Annotated in this window: 13 protein-coding genes; 8 read left to right on the forward strand and 5 right to left on the reverse strand. The window is 66.7% G+C overall.

The window, feature by feature from the left end:
• The first annotated feature begins 85 nt into the window (after nucleotides 1-85).
• The 7 genes from C1926_RS08705 to C1926_RS08735 all read left to right on the forward strand — a co-directional run bounded on the left by C1926_RS08705 (nucleotide 86) and on the right by C1926_RS08735 (nucleotide 7876).
• Nucleotides 86-1363, forward strand: a complete 1278-nt coding sequence (locus C1926_RS08705; protein WP_108758912.1) for an efflux RND transporter periplasmic adaptor subunit — start codon at nucleotides 86-88, stop codon at nucleotides 1361-1363.
• Nucleotides 1364-1387: 24 nt separating this feature from the next.
• Nucleotides 1388-2110 carry an ABC transporter ATP-binding protein gene (locus C1926_RS08710; protein WP_079223539.1) on the forward strand — a complete coding sequence of 241 codons (723 nt, stop codon included), beginning with the start codon at nucleotides 1388-1390 and terminating at the stop codon, nucleotides 2108-2110.
• A 10-nt stretch (nucleotides 2111-2120) separates the two neighbouring features.
• Nucleotides 2121-3422, forward strand: a complete 1302-nt coding sequence (locus tag C1926_RS08715) for an ABC transporter permease (protein ID WP_108758913.1) — start codon at nucleotides 2121-2123, stop codon at nucleotides 3420-3422.
• A gap of 20 nt (nucleotides 3423-3442) precedes the next feature.
• Nucleotides 3443-4660 (forward strand): FtsX-like permease family protein, encoded by a 1218-nt coding sequence (locus C1926_RS08720; protein WP_079223542.1) that lies wholly within the window; start codon nucleotides 3443-3445, stop codon nucleotides 4658-4660.
• 1 nt (nucleotide 4661) lies between these two features.
• On the forward strand, nucleotides 4662-5066 hold the full coding sequence (locus tag C1926_RS08725) for a PDZ domain-containing protein (RefSeq protein ID WP_108758914.1): 405 nt from the start codon (nucleotides 4662-4664) through the stop codon (nucleotides 5064-5066).
• Nucleotides 5067-5171: 105 nt separating this feature from the next.
• Complete coding sequence (locus C1926_RS08730; RefSeq protein ID WP_108758915.1) at nucleotides 5172-6518, forward strand: sigma-54 dependent transcriptional regulator; 1347 nt, start codon at nucleotides 5172-5174, stop codon at nucleotides 6516-6518.
• Nucleotides 6515-7876, forward strand: coding sequence for an ATP-binding protein (locus tag C1926_RS08735; protein ID WP_108758916.1), 1362 nt, complete (start codon nucleotides 6515-6517; stop codon nucleotides 7874-7876). Before C1926_RS08730 ends, C1926_RS08735 begins: the two co-directional genes overlap by 4 nt.
• A gap of 213 nt (nucleotides 7877-8089) precedes the next feature.
• Here C1926_RS08735 and glmU read toward each other — a convergent pair whose 3' ends face one another.
• The gene (gene glmU / locus C1926_RS08740; protein ID WP_108758917.1) at nucleotides 8090-9457 is read right to left on the reverse strand and encodes a bifunctional UDP-N-acetylglucosamine diphosphorylase/glucosamine-1-phosphate N-acetyltransferase GlmU; all 1368 of its coding nucleotides are present in this window, start codon (nucleotides 9455-9457) and stop codon (nucleotides 8090-8092) included.
• Between the two features lie 81 nt (nucleotides 9458-9538).
• On the opposite strand from glmU, the gene C1926_RS08745 reads away from it, so the two are divergent.
• Complete coding sequence (locus C1926_RS08745) at nucleotides 9539-9925, forward strand: GtrA family protein (protein WP_108758918.1); 387 nt, start codon at nucleotides 9539-9541, stop codon at nucleotides 9923-9925.
• A 206-nt stretch (nucleotides 9926-10131) separates the two neighbouring features.
• Here the strand turns inward: C1926_RS08745 and C1926_RS08750 are convergent, their stop codons facing one another.
• The 4 genes from C1926_RS08750 to atpA all read right to left on the reverse strand — a co-directional run bounded on the left by C1926_RS08750 (nucleotide 10132) and on the right by atpA (nucleotide 14491).
• The gene (locus C1926_RS08750; protein WP_005411127.1) at nucleotides 10132-10554 is read right to left on the reverse strand and encodes a F0F1 ATP synthase subunit epsilon; all 423 of its coding nucleotides are present in this window, start codon (nucleotides 10552-10554) and stop codon (nucleotides 10132-10134) included.
• 2 nt (nucleotides 10555-10556) lie between these two features.
• Nucleotides 10557-11963 (reverse strand): F0F1 ATP synthase subunit beta, encoded by a 1407-nt coding sequence (gene atpD, locus C1926_RS08755; protein ID WP_079223556.1) that lies wholly within the window; start codon nucleotides 11961-11963, stop codon nucleotides 10557-10559.
• A 38-nt stretch (nucleotides 11964-12001) separates the two neighbouring features.
• Nucleotides 12002-12865 (reverse strand): F0F1 ATP synthase subunit gamma, encoded by an 864-nt coding sequence (atpG, locus tag C1926_RS08760; RefSeq protein WP_049435859.1) that lies wholly within the window; start codon nucleotides 12863-12865, stop codon nucleotides 12002-12004.
• A 78-nt stretch (nucleotides 12866-12943) separates the two neighbouring features.
• Nucleotides 12944-14491, reverse strand: coding sequence for a F0F1 ATP synthase subunit alpha (gene atpA / locus C1926_RS08765; protein ID WP_079223558.1), 1548 nt, complete (start codon nucleotides 14489-14491; stop codon nucleotides 12944-12946).
• Nucleotides 14492-14497: the final 6 nt, after the last annotated feature.

Raw genomic sequence — 14497 nt, forward strand, 5'->3', positions numbered from 1 at the left:
CCAATCGCAAGCCATTGAAAAAGCGTGAAAAAAAGTTGGCACGGAGCGTGCTTGGTCTTTGGCACCACCGAAAGGCATGCTCCCGATGATCCGCGACACCTCTGCCCAGGACCAGATCGTTTCCGCCCCCTCCGCCAGCGCCCCCCGTGCGGCCTGGCAGCGCTACCGCTGGCCGGCCCTGGGCGCCATTGCCCTGCTGGCCGCCATCGGCTGGGCCGTGCATGCCTGGTCCAACGCCAGCCGCTCCTTCGACAGCAGCCGGGTACGCATCGCCGAAGTGCAGCGCGGCGACCTGGTGCGCGACATCGCCGCCGACGGCCGCGTCATCGCCGCCAACAGCCCCACCCTGTACGCCATCTCGGCAGGCACGGTGGACCTGAAGGTGGTGGCCGGTGACGTGGTGAAGAAGGGCCAGGAGCTGGCGATCATCGACAGCCCGGAACTGCGCAGCAAGCTGGCCCAGGAACAGGCCACGATGGCCGGCCTGGAAGCCGAAGCCAGCCGCGCGGCGCTGGACGCCACCCTGGCCCGCGCCAAGTCGCGCAAGGAAACCGACCAGGCCAGCATCGAGCGGCAGGCCGCCGACCGCGACCTGCAGCGCTACCAGCGCGGCTACGATGGCGGCGCGGTGCCGCAGATCGACCTGGCCAAGGCCCAGGATTCGCTGAAGAAGGCCGACATTACCCTGGCCAACGCCACCACCGATGCGCGCCTGCAGAGCCAGGGCGCCGACCTGGATGCACGCAACAAGCGCCTGCTGGCCGACCGCCAGAAGGCGGTGGTGGCCGAAGTGCAGCGCCAGGTGGATGCGCTGACCCTGCGCGCGCCGTTCGACGGCCAGGTCGGCCAGGTGCAGGCCACCCAGGCCACCAACCTGGCGGCCAACGCGCCGGTGCTGGGCGTGGTCGACCTGTCCAAGTTCGAAGTGGAGATCAAGGTGCCGGAGAGCTTCGCCCGTGACCTGGCGATCGGCATGCCCGCACAGCTGACCGGCGGCAACGGCAAGCCGTTCCCGGGCGAGATCAGCGCGGTCTCGCCGGAAGTGGTCAACGGCGAGGTCAACGCCCGCGTGCGCTTTGCCGCCGCGCAGCCGGAAGGCCTGCGCCAGAGCCAGCGCATGTCGGTGCGCGTGCTGCTCGATACCCGCCGCAACGTGATGAAGGTCGAGCGTGGCCCGTTCGTCGAACAGGGCAACGGCGTGGCCTACGTGATGGACGGCCGCACTGCCGTGCGCCGGCCGGTGGAACTGGGCGTCAGCAGCCTGGGCGAAGTGGAAATCAAGTCGGGTGTGCAGCCGGGTGACCGCATCGTGGTCTCGGGCAGCGACCTGTTCAAGGACGCCGAACGCGTCTCCGTCAACTGACACATCCTGGAGAGAGGACACCCCATGTACATGCTCGAAATGCGTTCGGTCGCCAAGGTCTTCCGTACCGAACAGGTGGAAACCCACGCACTGCGCTCGCTGGAACTGCAGGTCAAGGAGGGCGAGTTCGTCGCCGTCACCGGTCCTTCCGGCTCCGGCAAGACCACCTTCCTCAACATCGCCGGCCTGCTGGAAACCTTCACCAGCGGCACCTACCTGCTGGACGGCGAGGACGTGAGCACGCTGGGCGATGATGCGCGCAGCCGCATGCGCAACCAGAAGATCGGTTTCATCTTCCAGGGCTTCAACCTGATTCCCGACCTGAACCTGTTCGACAACGTGGACGTGCCGCTGCGCTACCGCAGGATGGGCGCCGGCGAGCGCCGCGAGCGCATCGAGAAGGCGCTGAACCAGGTAGGCCTGGGCTCGCGCATGAAGCACTACCCCAACGAACTGTCCGGCGGCCAGCAGCAGCGCGCCGCCATCGCCCGCGCCCTGGCCGGCAGCCCGCGCCTGCTGCTGGCCGACGAACCGACCGGCAACCTGGACACGCAGATGGCGCGTGGCGTGATGGAGCTGCTGGAAGAGATCAACGCGGCCGGCACCACCATCGTCATGGTCACCCATGACCCGGAACTGGCCGCGCGCGCGCAGCGCAACGTGCACATCGTCGATGGCCAGGTGACCGACCTGGTGCGTGAGCCGGTGCTGGCCACGCCGCGCCGCATCGTCGCCGTCAACGAGTGAGGGCCCGACCATGTTCGCCTACTACGCCCGTCTGGCGGCGCGCAGCTTCCGCCGCAACAAGGTCCTGACCGCGCTGATGGTGGTCGCCATCGCGCTGGGCATCGGTGCCTCGATGACCACCCTGACCGTCTTCCATGTGCTCTCCGGCGATCCGATCCCGGACAAGAGCGACCGCCTGTTCTACGTGCAGCTGGACCCGGGCCCCCGTGGCGGCTACGTGCCCGGCGAGGAACCCAATACGCAGATGACCCGCTTCGATGGCGAGGCCCTGCTGCGCGAAGCCAAGGCCGAGCGCCAGGCGCTGATGAGCGGCGGCGGCGGCACCATCGAGCCGGAGGGCAGCACGCTGCAGCCGTTCTCGATCGACACCCGCTGGACCTCGGCCGACTTCTTCCCGATGTTCAACGTGCCGATGCAGTACGGCCGTGCCTGGACCCGCCAGGATGACGACGGCCGCGCGCGCGTGGTGGTCATCTCCAAGGCGCTGAATGACAAGCTCTACCAGGGCGGCAACAGCGTGGGCAAGGACATCCGCATGGATGGCCAGAGCTTCCGCATCGTCGGCGTGATGAAGGAATGGAACCCCGAGCCGCAGTTCTTCGACCTCACCACCGGCAGCTACGGCAAGGACGAGGATCTGCTGCTGCCGATGTCCACGTCGATGGACCTGAAGCTGGGCAGCAGCGGCAACATGAACTGCTTCGGCGAAAACCCCGACGGCGACAGCTATACCTTGAACGCGCCCTGCACCTGGCTGCAGTACTGGGCCGAGATGGACCCGGGCAAGGCCGATGACTACCGCCGCTACCTGGAAAACTATTCCAGCCAGCAGCGTGAGGCCGGCCGCTTCGAGCGCCCGCCGAACGTGCGCCTGCGCAACGTGATGCAGTGGCTGGACTTCAACGGCGCGGTGCCCAGCGATGTGCGCCTGCAGCTGTGGCTGGCGCTGGGCTTCCTGGGCGTGTGCCTGGTCAACACCGTGGGCCTGCTGCTGGCCAAGTTCCTGCGCCGCAGCGGCGAGATCGGCGTGCGCCGCGCACTCGGCGCCAGCCGCGGCCAGATCTTCCTGCAGTGCCTGGTGGAAGCCGGTGCGGTGGGCGTGGTCGGTGGCGTGCTGGGCATCGGCGTGGCCCTGCTCGGCCTGTTCGCCGTGCGCCAGCAGCCGGTGGACTACGCCAAGCTGGCCCACCTGGACGGCAGCATGCTGCTGCTGGCCATCGGCCTGACCCTGTTTGCCAGCATCGCCGCTGGTTTCCTGCCCGCCTGGCGCGCGATGCAGGTCACCCCGGCCATCCAGCTCAAGTCGCAGTAAGTACCGGAACGAGGACTCCCATGGACATCCGCCCCATCCTCAGCACCCTGCGCCGGCACAAGACCGCCGCCGCCCTGATCGTGCTGGAAGTCGCCCTGACCTGCGCCATCGTCTGCAACGCGCTGTTCCTGGTCAGCCAGCGCGTGGAAAAGATCAGCATGCCCAGCGGCATCGCCGAGAACGAACTGGTGATGGTCCGCGTCAGCGGCATCGGCAAGCAGACCAACGGCATGGCCCGCACCCGCGAGGACCTGGCGTCGCTGCGCGCCATTCCCGGCGTCACCAGTGCCACCATCATCAACCAGCTGCCGTTCCGCGGCGGCTCGTCCAGCAGCAGCATCCAGCGCCAGCAGGACCAGGAACGGCCGACCACCGAGGCATCGATGTACACGATGTCCGAGGATGGCATCCGCACGATGGGCATCAACGTGATCGCCGGGCGTGACTTCCTGCCCGACGAGTACATGGACTACGCCACCGTCTCCAAGGCCGGTTCCAAGGACACGGCCATCCCGGTGATCTTCAGCCAGGCCACCGCGGCGAAGATGGAACCGGACGGCAGCGCGCTGGGCAAGACCTACTACATGGGCAAGCAGCCGCTGCACGTCATCGGCATCGTCGACACCCTCACCACGCCCACCGGCTGGGCCGACAACTGGAACGAGTCGATGCTGATGCCGCTGCGCCGCGGCTTCGACGAGGGCGGCACCTACATGCTGCGCACTGCACCGGAGCGCCGCGATGAAGTGCTCAAGGCCGCCGTCGCCGCGCTGGAGCGCAACGATGCCAACCGCCTGATGCGCGACAAGAAGACCTACGAGGATCAGCGCAAGGACTACTTCAAGAACGACCGTGCCATGGTGGGCCTGCTGGTGACGGTGTGCATCGCGCTGCTGGTGGTCACCGCGCTGGGCATCATCGGCCTGGCCAGCTTCTGGGTGCAGCAGCGCAGCAAGCAGATCGGCATCCGCCGTGCACTGGGCGCGACCCGCGGGCAGATCCTGCGCTACTTCCAGACCGAGAACTTCCTGCTGGCCACGCTGGGCATCGTGCTGGGCATGCTGGCCGCATACGCGATCAACCTGGCGCTGATGAACATGTACGAGCTGCCGCGCATGCCGCTGCTGTACCTGCCGCTGGGTGCGGTGCTGCTGTGGGTGCTGGGCCAGGTGGCCGTGTTCGGCCCGGCCCGCCGCGCCGCCGCCGTGCCGCCGGCCGTTGCCACCCGGGGCGCGTGAGATGCGCGCCCTGGCCCTGGCAGTTGCGATGACCGTGGCGCTGCCGCTGCCGGTGCTGGCCGGCAGCAGCACGGTGCAGACGATGAACTGGCAGCAGGATGGCGCGCGGCTGGCGCTGCGCTCCACCGAAGGCCAGGTACAGGTCGATGCAGCCAGCCCCGAGGCGCGCTTCGGCGTGCGCCGGGGCGACCGCATCCTGCGCGTGGACGACACGCCGGTGCGGCAGATCGACCAGCTGGCCACCGCCCTGCGCAAGGCCGACGCCGCAGGCAGGACGCAAGCCTACCTGCTGCTGCGCCGCGACAGCCGCACGTTCAGCGTGCCGGTTGCGGTGGCCACCTGGAAGGCCGTGCTGGTACCGCCGCCGGCACCGCCCCCACCGGCGCCGCCACCGCCGCCGCGCTGATCTTCTCCGGCCCCTGCGGGGCCACCGGTTTGGCTATGCTTGATGGGTAGCGCTGGCCGTTCACGGCTCTCTCGGCGCTGCCCATCCCTTTTCCAGAATGCGTCCATGCCTGCGATCCTGATCATCGATGACAACGCCAGCGTAGGCACCGCGCTGGACGTGCTGTTTTCCCTGCATGACATCGACACGCTGCAGGCGCAGAGCCCGGCCGATGGCCTGGCGATGCTGGAAAGCCACGCGGTCGACCTGGTCATCCAAGACATGAATTTCACCGAGGACACCACCTCCGGCGAGGAAGGCGAGGCCCTGTTCGCGCAGATCCGCGCGCGCCACCCCGACCTGCCGGTCATCCTGCTGACCGCCTGGACGCACCTGAGCAGCGCGGTGGACCTGGTCAAGGCCGGCGCCGCCGATTACCTGGCCAAGCCCTGGGATGACCGCAAGCTGCTGACCACGGTCAACAACCTGCTGGAACTGTCCGAAGCCCGCCGCGAGCTGGACCAGCGGCGTGCACGCGAGGAACGCCAGCGCAACGCGCTGGAAGAGAAGTACGAACTGTGCGGTGCGGTGTTCGCCGATCCCGCCAGCGAGCGCATCATCGCCCTGGCCTGCCAGGTCGCCCGCTCGGAGCTGCCGGTGCTGATCACCGGCCCCAACGGCGCCGGCAAGGAAAAGATCGCGCAGATCATCCAGGCCAACTCGCTGGTGGCCAAGGGCCCGTTCGTCGCGGTCAACTGCGGTGCCCTGCCCTCCGAACTGATCGAGGCCGAACTGTTCGGCGCCGAAGCCGGTGCCTACACCGGTGCCAACAAGGCGCGCGAGGGCAAGTTCGAAGCCGCCGATGGCGGTACGTTGTTCCTGGATGAGATCGGCAACCTGTCGCTGGGCGGGCAGATGAAGCTGCTGCGCGTACTGGAAACCGGCCGCTTCGAGCGCCTGGGCTCCAACCGCGAGCGCCAGGTCAAGGTGCGGGTGGTCAGTGCCACCAATGCCGATCTGCCGGCGATGATCCGCGATGGCAGCTTCCGCGAAGACCTCTATTACCGCCTCAACACGGTGGAACTGGCGCTGCCGCCGCTGGCCGAGCGCGCGGGCGACATCGTGCCGCTGGCCGAGCGTTTCCTCACGGCCGGCAAGCCGCTGTCCACCGCTGCCGCCGCCGTACTGCAGCGGCACCCGTGGCCGGGCAACGTGCGCGAGCTGCGCAACGTGATCCAACGCGCCGAGCTGCTGGCCAGCGGCAACCGCATCGAGGTGGCCGACCTCAACCTGCCGCGCGCCCCGGCCGCACCGCGACCGGCGCCCAGCACCGGCAACGATCCCGACCGTGCGCGCATCGAGGACGTACTGGCCCGCAACCACGGCGTCATCGCCCAGGCGGCGGCCGAGCTCGGCCTGAGCCGCCAGGCGCTGTACCGCCGCATGGACCGCCACGGCATCCCGCGCGAATGAAACGGCGCTCCTTCACCTTCCGCCTGTTCCTGCGCCTGCTGCCGGTGCTGGCGCTGGCGGCCGCGCTGCCGTGGCTGCTGGCCTACTGGATGAACCACGGCTGGTGGGTGACGGGCATTTCCTCGGTCGTGCTGCTGGCGCTGATGTGGTGGTCGCTGCGCCGTGCCACGGCACCGGTGCGATCGCTGATGCGTGCCCTGGCCGGCACCACCAGCAGCTACCGCGATGGCGAGTTCAACTTCGGTGTGTACTGGCCGGGCAACGACGAGCTGGGCGACCTGGTGCAGGCACACCGCGAGCTGGGCGACGTGCTGCGCGAGCAGCGCCAGGGCCTGGTGCAGCGCGAACTGCTGCTGGACACCATGGTGCAGAACACGCCGGTGGCAATGCTGCTGATCGCCGCAGGTGGCGACGGCATTTCCCGCGTGGTGTTTTCCAACCTGGCCGCGCGCAAGCTGCTGCACGGTGGCTGGAAGCTGGAAGGCCAGCGCATGGAAGAGGTGCTGGAGCAGCTGCCGGTGGAACTGCGCGATGCCATCGCGCGGGGTGGCGACAGCCTGTTCGCGGTGCGTGCGGAAATGGAGGACGGCATCGAGCCCGACGAGGATGACGAACAGGTCTACCACCTGTCGCGGCGCGCGTTCCATCTGAATGGTCGCCCGCACGATCTGCTGCTGGTACGCCAGTTGACCGCCGAACTGCGCCGCCAGGAAGTGCAGACCTGGAAGAAGGTGATCCGGGTGATCAGCCATGAACTGAACAACTCGCTGGCACCGATTGCCTCGCTGGCCCATTCCGGTGGCGAGCTGGTCAAGCGCGAACGCTTCGACCGCCTGCCGGAGATCTTCAGCACCATCGAGGATCGCGCGCGCCACCTGGAAGGCTTCATCCGCGGCTATGCGCGTTTTGCCAAGCTGCCGCAGCCGCAGCTGCAGACCGTGCACTGGGCGCCGTTCCTGTCCAGCCTGCGCCAGCAGATTCCCTTCGGCATGGACCGCGAGCCGGACGAGACGCTGAGCAGCCGCATCGACATCGCCCAGTTCGGCCAGGCGCTGTTGAACCTGCTGAAGAACGCACACGAAGCCTGCGCCGAAGCCGACCCGCCCAACGACGATGTGCAGGTGCAGCTGACGCGGCTGCCGCAGTGGCTGCGCCTGGACGTGCTGGACCGCGGCAAAGGCATGAACGAACAGGTGCTGCAGAACGCGCTGATGCCGTTCTATTCAACCAAGCGCAACGGCACCGGCCTGGGCCTGGCACTGACCCGCGAGATCGTTGAAGCGCACGGCGGACGCGTATCGCTGCAGAACCGCGGTGACGGCGGGTTGTGCGTGTCGATCCTGCTGCCGGTGGGTTGATCGGTTGGCCGCATCCACGCATGGCGTGGATCTACTGCCGCCGGGCATGGCCCGGCGCTACCTTGGCGGCCATTCCCCAGTAGATCCACGCCATGCGTGGATGGCATTACCAGTAGATCCACGCCATGCGTGGATGGCATTACCAGTAGATCCACGCCATGCGTGGATAGCATTACCAGTAGATCCACGCCATGCGTGGATAGCGGCGGTGCCTCAGGACTTCTTGACCGGCCGCTTCCAGCCATCGATGGTTTCCTGTCGTGCGCGGGCCAGGGTCAACTTGTCATCCGGCGCATCGCGGGTAATGACCGAACCGGCCGCGATGGTCGCGCCCTGGCCGATCGTCACCGGTGCCACCAGCGCGCTGTTGGAACCGATGAAGGCCTGGTCGCCGATGGTCGTAGTCGACTTGTTCACCCCGTCGTAGTTGCAGGTGATGGTGCCGGCGCCGATGTTGACCTTGCTGCCGATCACCGCATCGCCCAGGTAGGTCAGGTGGTTGGCCTTGCTGCCCACGCCCAGGGTGACCTTCTTGGTTTCCACGAAGTTGCCCACGTGCACGCCATCGGCCAGCACGGTGCCCGGGCGCAGGCGCGCAAACGGGCCGATCTGTGCCGCGCCTTCGGTCACCACGCCTTCCAGGTCGCAGTGCGCGCGCACTTCGGTGCCCGGCCCCAGGCGCACGTCCTTCAGGCGGGTGAACGGGCCGACGGTCACGCCATCGGCCAGCTCCACCTTGCCTTCGAGAATCACATCGACATCGATCAGCACGTCGCTGCCGACCGTGACCTCGCCGCGGATATCCAGGCGCGCCGGATCGAGCACGCGCGCACCCTGGGTGCACAGGGCACGCACCGCGCGGCGCTGCCAGGCACGTTCCAGCTGCGACAGCTGCCACGGATCATTCGCGCCTTCGGCTTCCTGCGCATCGGACACCAGGGCCATCTCCGCCGGGGTGTACTCGTGTGCGGCGAAGGCGAACACATCGGTCAGGTAGTACTCGCCCTGCGCGTTGCTGTTGGACAGCTGCGAAAGCCAGCGGCGCAGCGCGGTCGACTCGGCGGCGATGATGCCGGTATTGATGGTGCGCACGCGCAGCTGGTCGTCGTTGGCGTCCTTCTGTTCGACGATCGAACCGACCCGGCCTTCGGCGTCGCGCAGCACGCGGCCGTACCCGGTCGGGTCGTCAACCTCGGCCACCAGCACCGCCAGGCGGCCTGGCTGGGCCAGCAGGTGGCGCAGCGTGTCCGCACGGATCAACGGCACGTCGCCGTACAGCACCAGCACCTGCGCGGCATCGGGCACCTCCGGCATGGCCTGGGCCACGGCATGGCCCGTGCCCAGCTGCTGCGCCTGTTCGGCCCACAGCAGGTCGGTCTGGTCGGCGAAGCGCTGCCGCACGGCTTCACCGCCGTGCCCGTACACCACGTGGATGGCGGACGGCTGCAGTTCCCGCGCCGCGGCGATCACGTGGGCCAGCATCGGCTGGCCGGCGATCGGCTGCAGCACCTTGGGCAACACGGATTTCATGCGCTTGCCAGCGCCGGCGGCGAGGATGATGACGTGCAGGGCTTGGGTCATGGGCAGCGGTCCGTGGTTCGTTGCCGGTGATTCTAGAGCGTCGGTCGTTAACATGGCGGCCTGCCCGCCTCTATTGCCGCCATGAGCCTGCTCCGCCAGGGAAGTGCCTACATCATCATCGGCCTGTTGCAGCTGCTGCTGGACTGGCTGGTGTTTGTCGCCCTTACGGCGGCGGGCATGCCGGTGGCGCCGGGCAACATCGCCGGGCGCGTGGCCGGCATGCTGCTGGGCTTCTGGTTGAACGGGCGGATCACCTTCGCCGATGCGCAGGGCCGTCAGCGCCTGGGCTGGCATCGCTTTGCCCGCTTCCTGCCACTGTGGCTGCTGCTGACCGCGGCGAGCACGCTGCTGGTGTCTACCGCCGACCACGCGCTGGGGCTGGAATACGCCTGGCTGGCCAAGCCGCTGGTGGAAGGCGGCCTGGCCGGCGTGTCGTTCCTGTTGATGCGCTATGTGGTGTATCGCTGACGGACGACTCTACCCTTCGGGGCCGCGGGAAAACCTACCCGGTAGAGTCGACCGTTGGTCGACTATCGCGCGCAGCGCGGGGTTTTCGCGGGCCATACAGAAGAGCAGTCGACCAACGGTCGACTCTACCCCCGCCGATGCCTGCGCTGACGGCACAAACAAAAACGCCGGCACATGGCCGGCGTTTCTGCGGGGTGGCGCGAACCTCAGTGCTTGAGGGTCTTGCGCAGGCGCTCCAGCGCCTGCAGCTGCACCACGGCTTCGGCCAGCTTCTGCTGGGCCTCGGCCACTTCCATGGCTTCACCGCGGTTGGCCAGGATGCGCTCGGCTTCTTCCTTGGCCTTGCGGACCGAGGCTTCGTCGATGTCCTGCGCGCGGATCGCGGTGTCGGCCAGCACGGTGACCACCTGCGGCTGCACTTCCAGGATGCCGCCGGAAATGGCGAAATCCAGCTGCTCGCCGTTCGGCGTGGTCACCACCACCTTGCCCGGCTTCAGGCGGGTGATCAGCGGTGCGTGCTTGGGCGCGATGCCCAGTTCGCCGAGCTCACCCGTAGCCACGACCAGAGTCGCTTCACCACGGAAGATTTCCTGCTCGGCGCTGACGATGTCGCAACGGATGGTGCTCATGATCAGGCCTTCTCAGCCATCTTCTTGGCCTTCTCGACCGCTTCTTCGATGCTGCCGACCATGTAGAACGCCTGCTCCGGCAGGTGATCGTACTCGCCATCGACAATGGCCTTGAAGCCACGGATGGTGTCCTTCAGCGACACGTACTTGCCCGGCGAGCCGGTGAACACTTCGGCCACGTGGAACGGCTGGCTGAAGAAGCGCTCGATCTTGCGGGCGCGCGACACGGCCTGCTTGTCTTCTTCGGACAGTTCGTCCATGCCCAGGATGGCGATGATGTCCTTCAGTTCCTTGTACTTCTGCAGGGTCTGCTGGACGCGCTGGGCGGTGTCGTAGTGCTCGTGGCCGATGACCAGCGGGTCCATCTGGCGGCTGGTGGAGTCCAGCGGATCGACGGCCGGGTAGATACCCAGCGAGGCGATCGAACGCGACAGGGTCACGGTCGAGTCCAGGTGGGCGAAGGTGGTCGCCGGCGACGGATCGGTCAAGTCATCCGCGGGAACGTAGACGGCCTGGATCGAGGTGATCGAACCGTTCTTGGTCGAGGTGATGCGCTCCTGCAGGACGCCCATTTCCTCGGCCAGGGTCGGCTGGTAACCCACGGCGGACGGCATGCGACCCAGCAGTGCCGAGACTTCGGTACCGGCCAGGGTGTAGCGGTAGATGTTGTCGACGAACAGCAGGACGTCCTTACCCTTGCCGTTTTCGTCCTTCTCGTCGCGGAAGTACTCGGCCATGGTCAGGCCGGTCAGGGCGACGCGCAGACGGTTGCCCGGCGGCTCGTTCATCTGGCCGTACACCATCGCCACCTTGTCGAGGACGTTGGAGTCCTTCATTTCGTGGTAGAAGTCGTTGCCCTCACGGGTACGCTCACCCACGCCGGCGAACACGGACAGACCGCTGTGCGCCTTGGCGATGTTGTTGATCAGTTCCATCATGTTGACGGTCTTGCCGACGCCGGCGCCGCCGAACAGGCCGACCTTGCCGCCCTTGGCGAACGGGCACATCAGGTCGATGACCTTGATGCCGGTTTCCAGCAGTTCGGTGGCCGGGGACTGGTCTTCGTACGACGGGGCCGCGCGGTGGATTTCCCAGCTGTCGCTGGCGGCCACCGGGCCGGCTTCGTCGATCGGACGGCCCAGCACGTCCATGATGCGGCCCAGGGTGCCAGCGCCGACCGGCACGGAGATGCCGCGGTCGGTGTTGACGGCCACCAGGTTGCGCTTCAGGCCGTCGGTCGAACCGAGGGCGATGGTACGCACCACGCCGTCACCCAGCTGCTGCTGGACTTCGAGGGTGATTTCGGTGTTTTCGACCTTCAGTGCGTCATACACCTTCGGCACCGACTCACGCGGGAATTCGACGTCGACGACCGCGCCGATGATCTGAACGATCTTGCCCTGACTCATTGCTGCATCCTCTAAATGTGTGCTTTGAACGAACGCGGTCAGACTGCTGCCGCGCCGCCGACGATTTCGGAAATTTCCTGGGTGATCGCTGCCTGGCGTGCCTTGTTGTAGACCAGCTGCAGCTCACCGATCAGCTTGTTGGCGTTGTCGCTCGCCGCCTTCATCGCGACCATGCGTGCGGCATGTTCGGAGGCAACGTTTTCCAGCAGTGCCTGGTAGACCAGCGACTCGATGTAACGCGTCATCACGTGCTCGAGCACGGTCGCGGCATCGGGTTCGTACAGGTAATCCCAGTCGTGGTGAGCGACCTGCTTTTCAGCCGGCGGCAGCGGCAGCAGCTGATCGAAGCTGGCCTTCTGCGTCATGGTGTTCACGAAGCGGTTGTAGACCAGGTACACGCGGTCGACCTTGCCTTCGGTGAAGGCGTCGAGCATGACCTTGATCACACCGATCAGCGATTCCAGCTTCGGCACGTCGCCGATGTGGGTCACGCTGCCGACCATGTTGACCTTCACGCGGCGGAAGAAGGTCGATGCCTTCTGGCCGATGGTCACCAGGTCCACTTCAGCACCCTTGTCCTGCCATGCCTTGGCTTCGCCCAGCATCTTGCGGAACAGGTTGTTGTTGAGGCCGCCAGCCAGGCCGCGATCGGAGGAGATCACGATGAACCCGACCCGCTTGACCTGCTCGCGCTCGACCAGGAACGGATGCTGGTAATCGGTGCTGGCCTGGGCCAGGTGGCCGATCACCTGCTTCATCGCCTGCGCGTACGGACGCGAGGTCTTCATCCGATCCTGCGCCTTGCGGATCTTGGAGGCCGAGACCATTTCCAGGGCGCGCGTCACCTTGCGGGTGTTCTGCACGCTCTTGATCTTGGTTTTGATTTCGCGTCCGCTTGCCATCTTTGATTCCCGTAGAGCGGGGCGATGCCCCGCTGCAATCAACGGTGTAGCGGGGCCAGGCCCCGCCACACGTCTGTCTTACCAGCTGCCGGTGGTCTTGAACTCGGCGATGCCCTTCTTGAAGGCACCTTCGATGTCGTTGTCCCAACCGCCGGTGGCGTTGACCTTGCCGATCAGCTCGCCCTGGGTGTTGGCGAAGTGGGCGTGCAGGCCTTCTTCGAAGGCCAGCAGCTTGTTGACCGGCACGTCGTCGAGGTAACCCTCGTTGACGGCGTAGATCGACAGTGCCTGGTTGGCGATCGACATCGGCGCGTACTGCTTCTGCTTCATCAGCTCGGTGACGCGCTGGCCACGCTCCAGCTGCTTGCGGGTCGCTTCGTCCAGGTCCGAGGCGAACTGCGCGAACGCAGCCAGCTCACGGTACTGGGCCAGCGAGATGCGGATGCCGCCCGACAGCTTCTTGATGATCTTGGTCTGGGCCGAGCCACCGACGCGCGACACCGAGATACCGGCGTTCACGGCCGGGCGGATGCCGGCGTTGAACAGGTCGGTTTCCAGGAAGATCTGGCCGTCGGTGATCGAGATCACGTTGGTCGGAACGAAGGCGGACACGTCGCCAGCCTGGGTTTCGATGATCGGCAGCGCGGTCAGCGAACCGGTCTTGCCGGTGACCTTGCCTTCGGTGAACTTCTCGACGTATTCCTCGGACACGCGGGCTGCGCGCTCGAGCAGACGGGAGTGCAGGTAGAACACGTCACCCGGGTAGGCTTCACGGCCCGGCGGGCGCTTCAGCAGCAGCGAGATCTGGCGGTAGGCCACGGCCTGCTTGGACAGATCGTCGTACACGATCAGCGCGTCTTCGCCGCGGTCCATGAAGTACTCACCCATGGTGCAGCCCGAGTAGGCGCTGATGTACTGCATGGCAGCCGATTCGGAAGCGGTGGCGGCAACGACGACCGTGTGGGCCAGTGCGCCGTTTTCTTCCAGCTTGCGCACGATGTTGGCGATGGTCGAAGCCTTCTGGCCGATTGCAACGTACACGCACTTGATGCCGGTGCCCTTCTGGTTGATCACCGCATCGATGGCCATCGCGGTCTTGCCGGTCTGGCGGTCGCCGATGATCAGCTCGCGCTGGCCACGGCCGATCGGGATCATCGAGTCGACCGACTTGTAACCGGTCTGCACCGGCTGGTCGACCGACTTGCGCCAGATCACGCCCGGAGCAACGCGCTCCACCGGAGCGGTCAGGTCGGTGCCCAGCGGGCCCTTGCCGTCGATCGGCTCGCCCAGCGCGTTCACGACGCGGCCCAGCAGTTCCGGACCGACCGGCACTTCCAGGATGCGGCCGGTGGTCTTGGCGACGTCGCCTTCGCGCAGGTGCTCGTAGTCACCCAGGACCACGGCGCCGACCGAGTCGCGCTCCAGGTTCAGGGCCAGGGCGAAGGTGTTGTTCGGCAGTTCGATCATTTCGCCCTGCATCACGTCGGCCAGACCGAAGATGCGCACGATGCCGTCGGACACGCTGGTCACGGTGCCTTCGTTGCGCGATTCCGCGGCCAGCTTGACCTTCTCGATGCGGTTCTTGATCAGTTCGCTGATTTCGGAGGGGTTGAGCGTGGTTGCCATCGTCAA

The sequence above is a fragment of the Stenotrophomonas sp. ZAC14A_NAIMI4_1 genome (genome assembly GCF_003086915.1).
Taxonomy (GTDB): Bacteria; Pseudomonadota; Gammaproteobacteria; order Xanthomonadales; family Xanthomonadaceae; genus Stenotrophomonas.

Excerpts from the sequence above, each read along its gene's own strand:
- C1926_RS08750 (WP_005411127.1), bottom strand. The coding sequence starts at position 10,554 with ATGAGCACCATCCGTTGCGACATCGTCAGCGCCGAGCAGGAAATCTTC.
- atpA (WP_079223558.1), bottom strand. The coding sequence starts at position 14,491 with ATGGCAACCACGCTCAACCCCTCCGAAATCAGCGAACTGATCAAGAAC.
- C1926_RS08725 (WP_108758914.1), top strand. The coding sequence starts at position 4,662 with ATGCGCGCCCTGGCCCTGGCAGTTGCGATGACCGTGGCGCTGCCGCTG.
- C1926_RS08735 (WP_108758916.1), top strand. The coding sequence starts at position 6,515 with ATGAAACGGCGCTCCTTCACCTTCCGCCTGTTCCTGCGCCTGCTGCCG.
- C1926_RS08710 (WP_079223539.1), top strand. The coding sequence starts at position 1,388 with ATGTACATGCTCGAAATGCGTTCGGTCGCCAAGGTCTTCCGTACCGAA.
- C1926_RS08705 (WP_108758912.1), top strand. The coding sequence starts at position 86 with ATGATCCGCGACACCTCTGCCCAGGACCAGATCGTTTCCGCCCCCTCC.
- atpG (WP_049435859.1), bottom strand. The coding sequence starts at position 12,865 with ATGGCAAGCGGACGCGAAATCAAAACCAAGATCAAGAGCGTGCAGAAC.
- glmU (WP_108758917.1), bottom strand. The coding sequence starts at position 9,457 with ATGACCCAAGCCCTGCACGTCATCATCCTCGCCGCCGGCGCTGGCAAG.
- C1926_RS08720 (WP_079223542.1), top strand. The coding sequence starts at position 3,443 with ATGGACATCCGCCCCATCCTCAGCACCCTGCGCCGGCACAAGACCGCC.
- C1926_RS08730 (WP_108758915.1), top strand. The coding sequence starts at position 5,172 with ATGCCTGCGATCCTGATCATCGATGACAACGCCAGCGTAGGCACCGCG.
- atpD (WP_079223556.1), bottom strand. The coding sequence starts at position 11,963 with ATGAGTCAGGGCAAGATCGTTCAGATCATCGGCGCGGTCGTCGACGTC.
- C1926_RS08715 (WP_108758913.1), top strand. The coding sequence starts at position 2,121 with ATGTTCGCCTACTACGCCCGTCTGGCGGCGCGCAGCTTCCGCCGCAAC.
- C1926_RS08745 (WP_108758918.1), top strand. The coding sequence starts at position 9,539 with ATGAGCCTGCTCCGCCAGGGAAGTGCCTACATCATCATCGGCCTGTTG.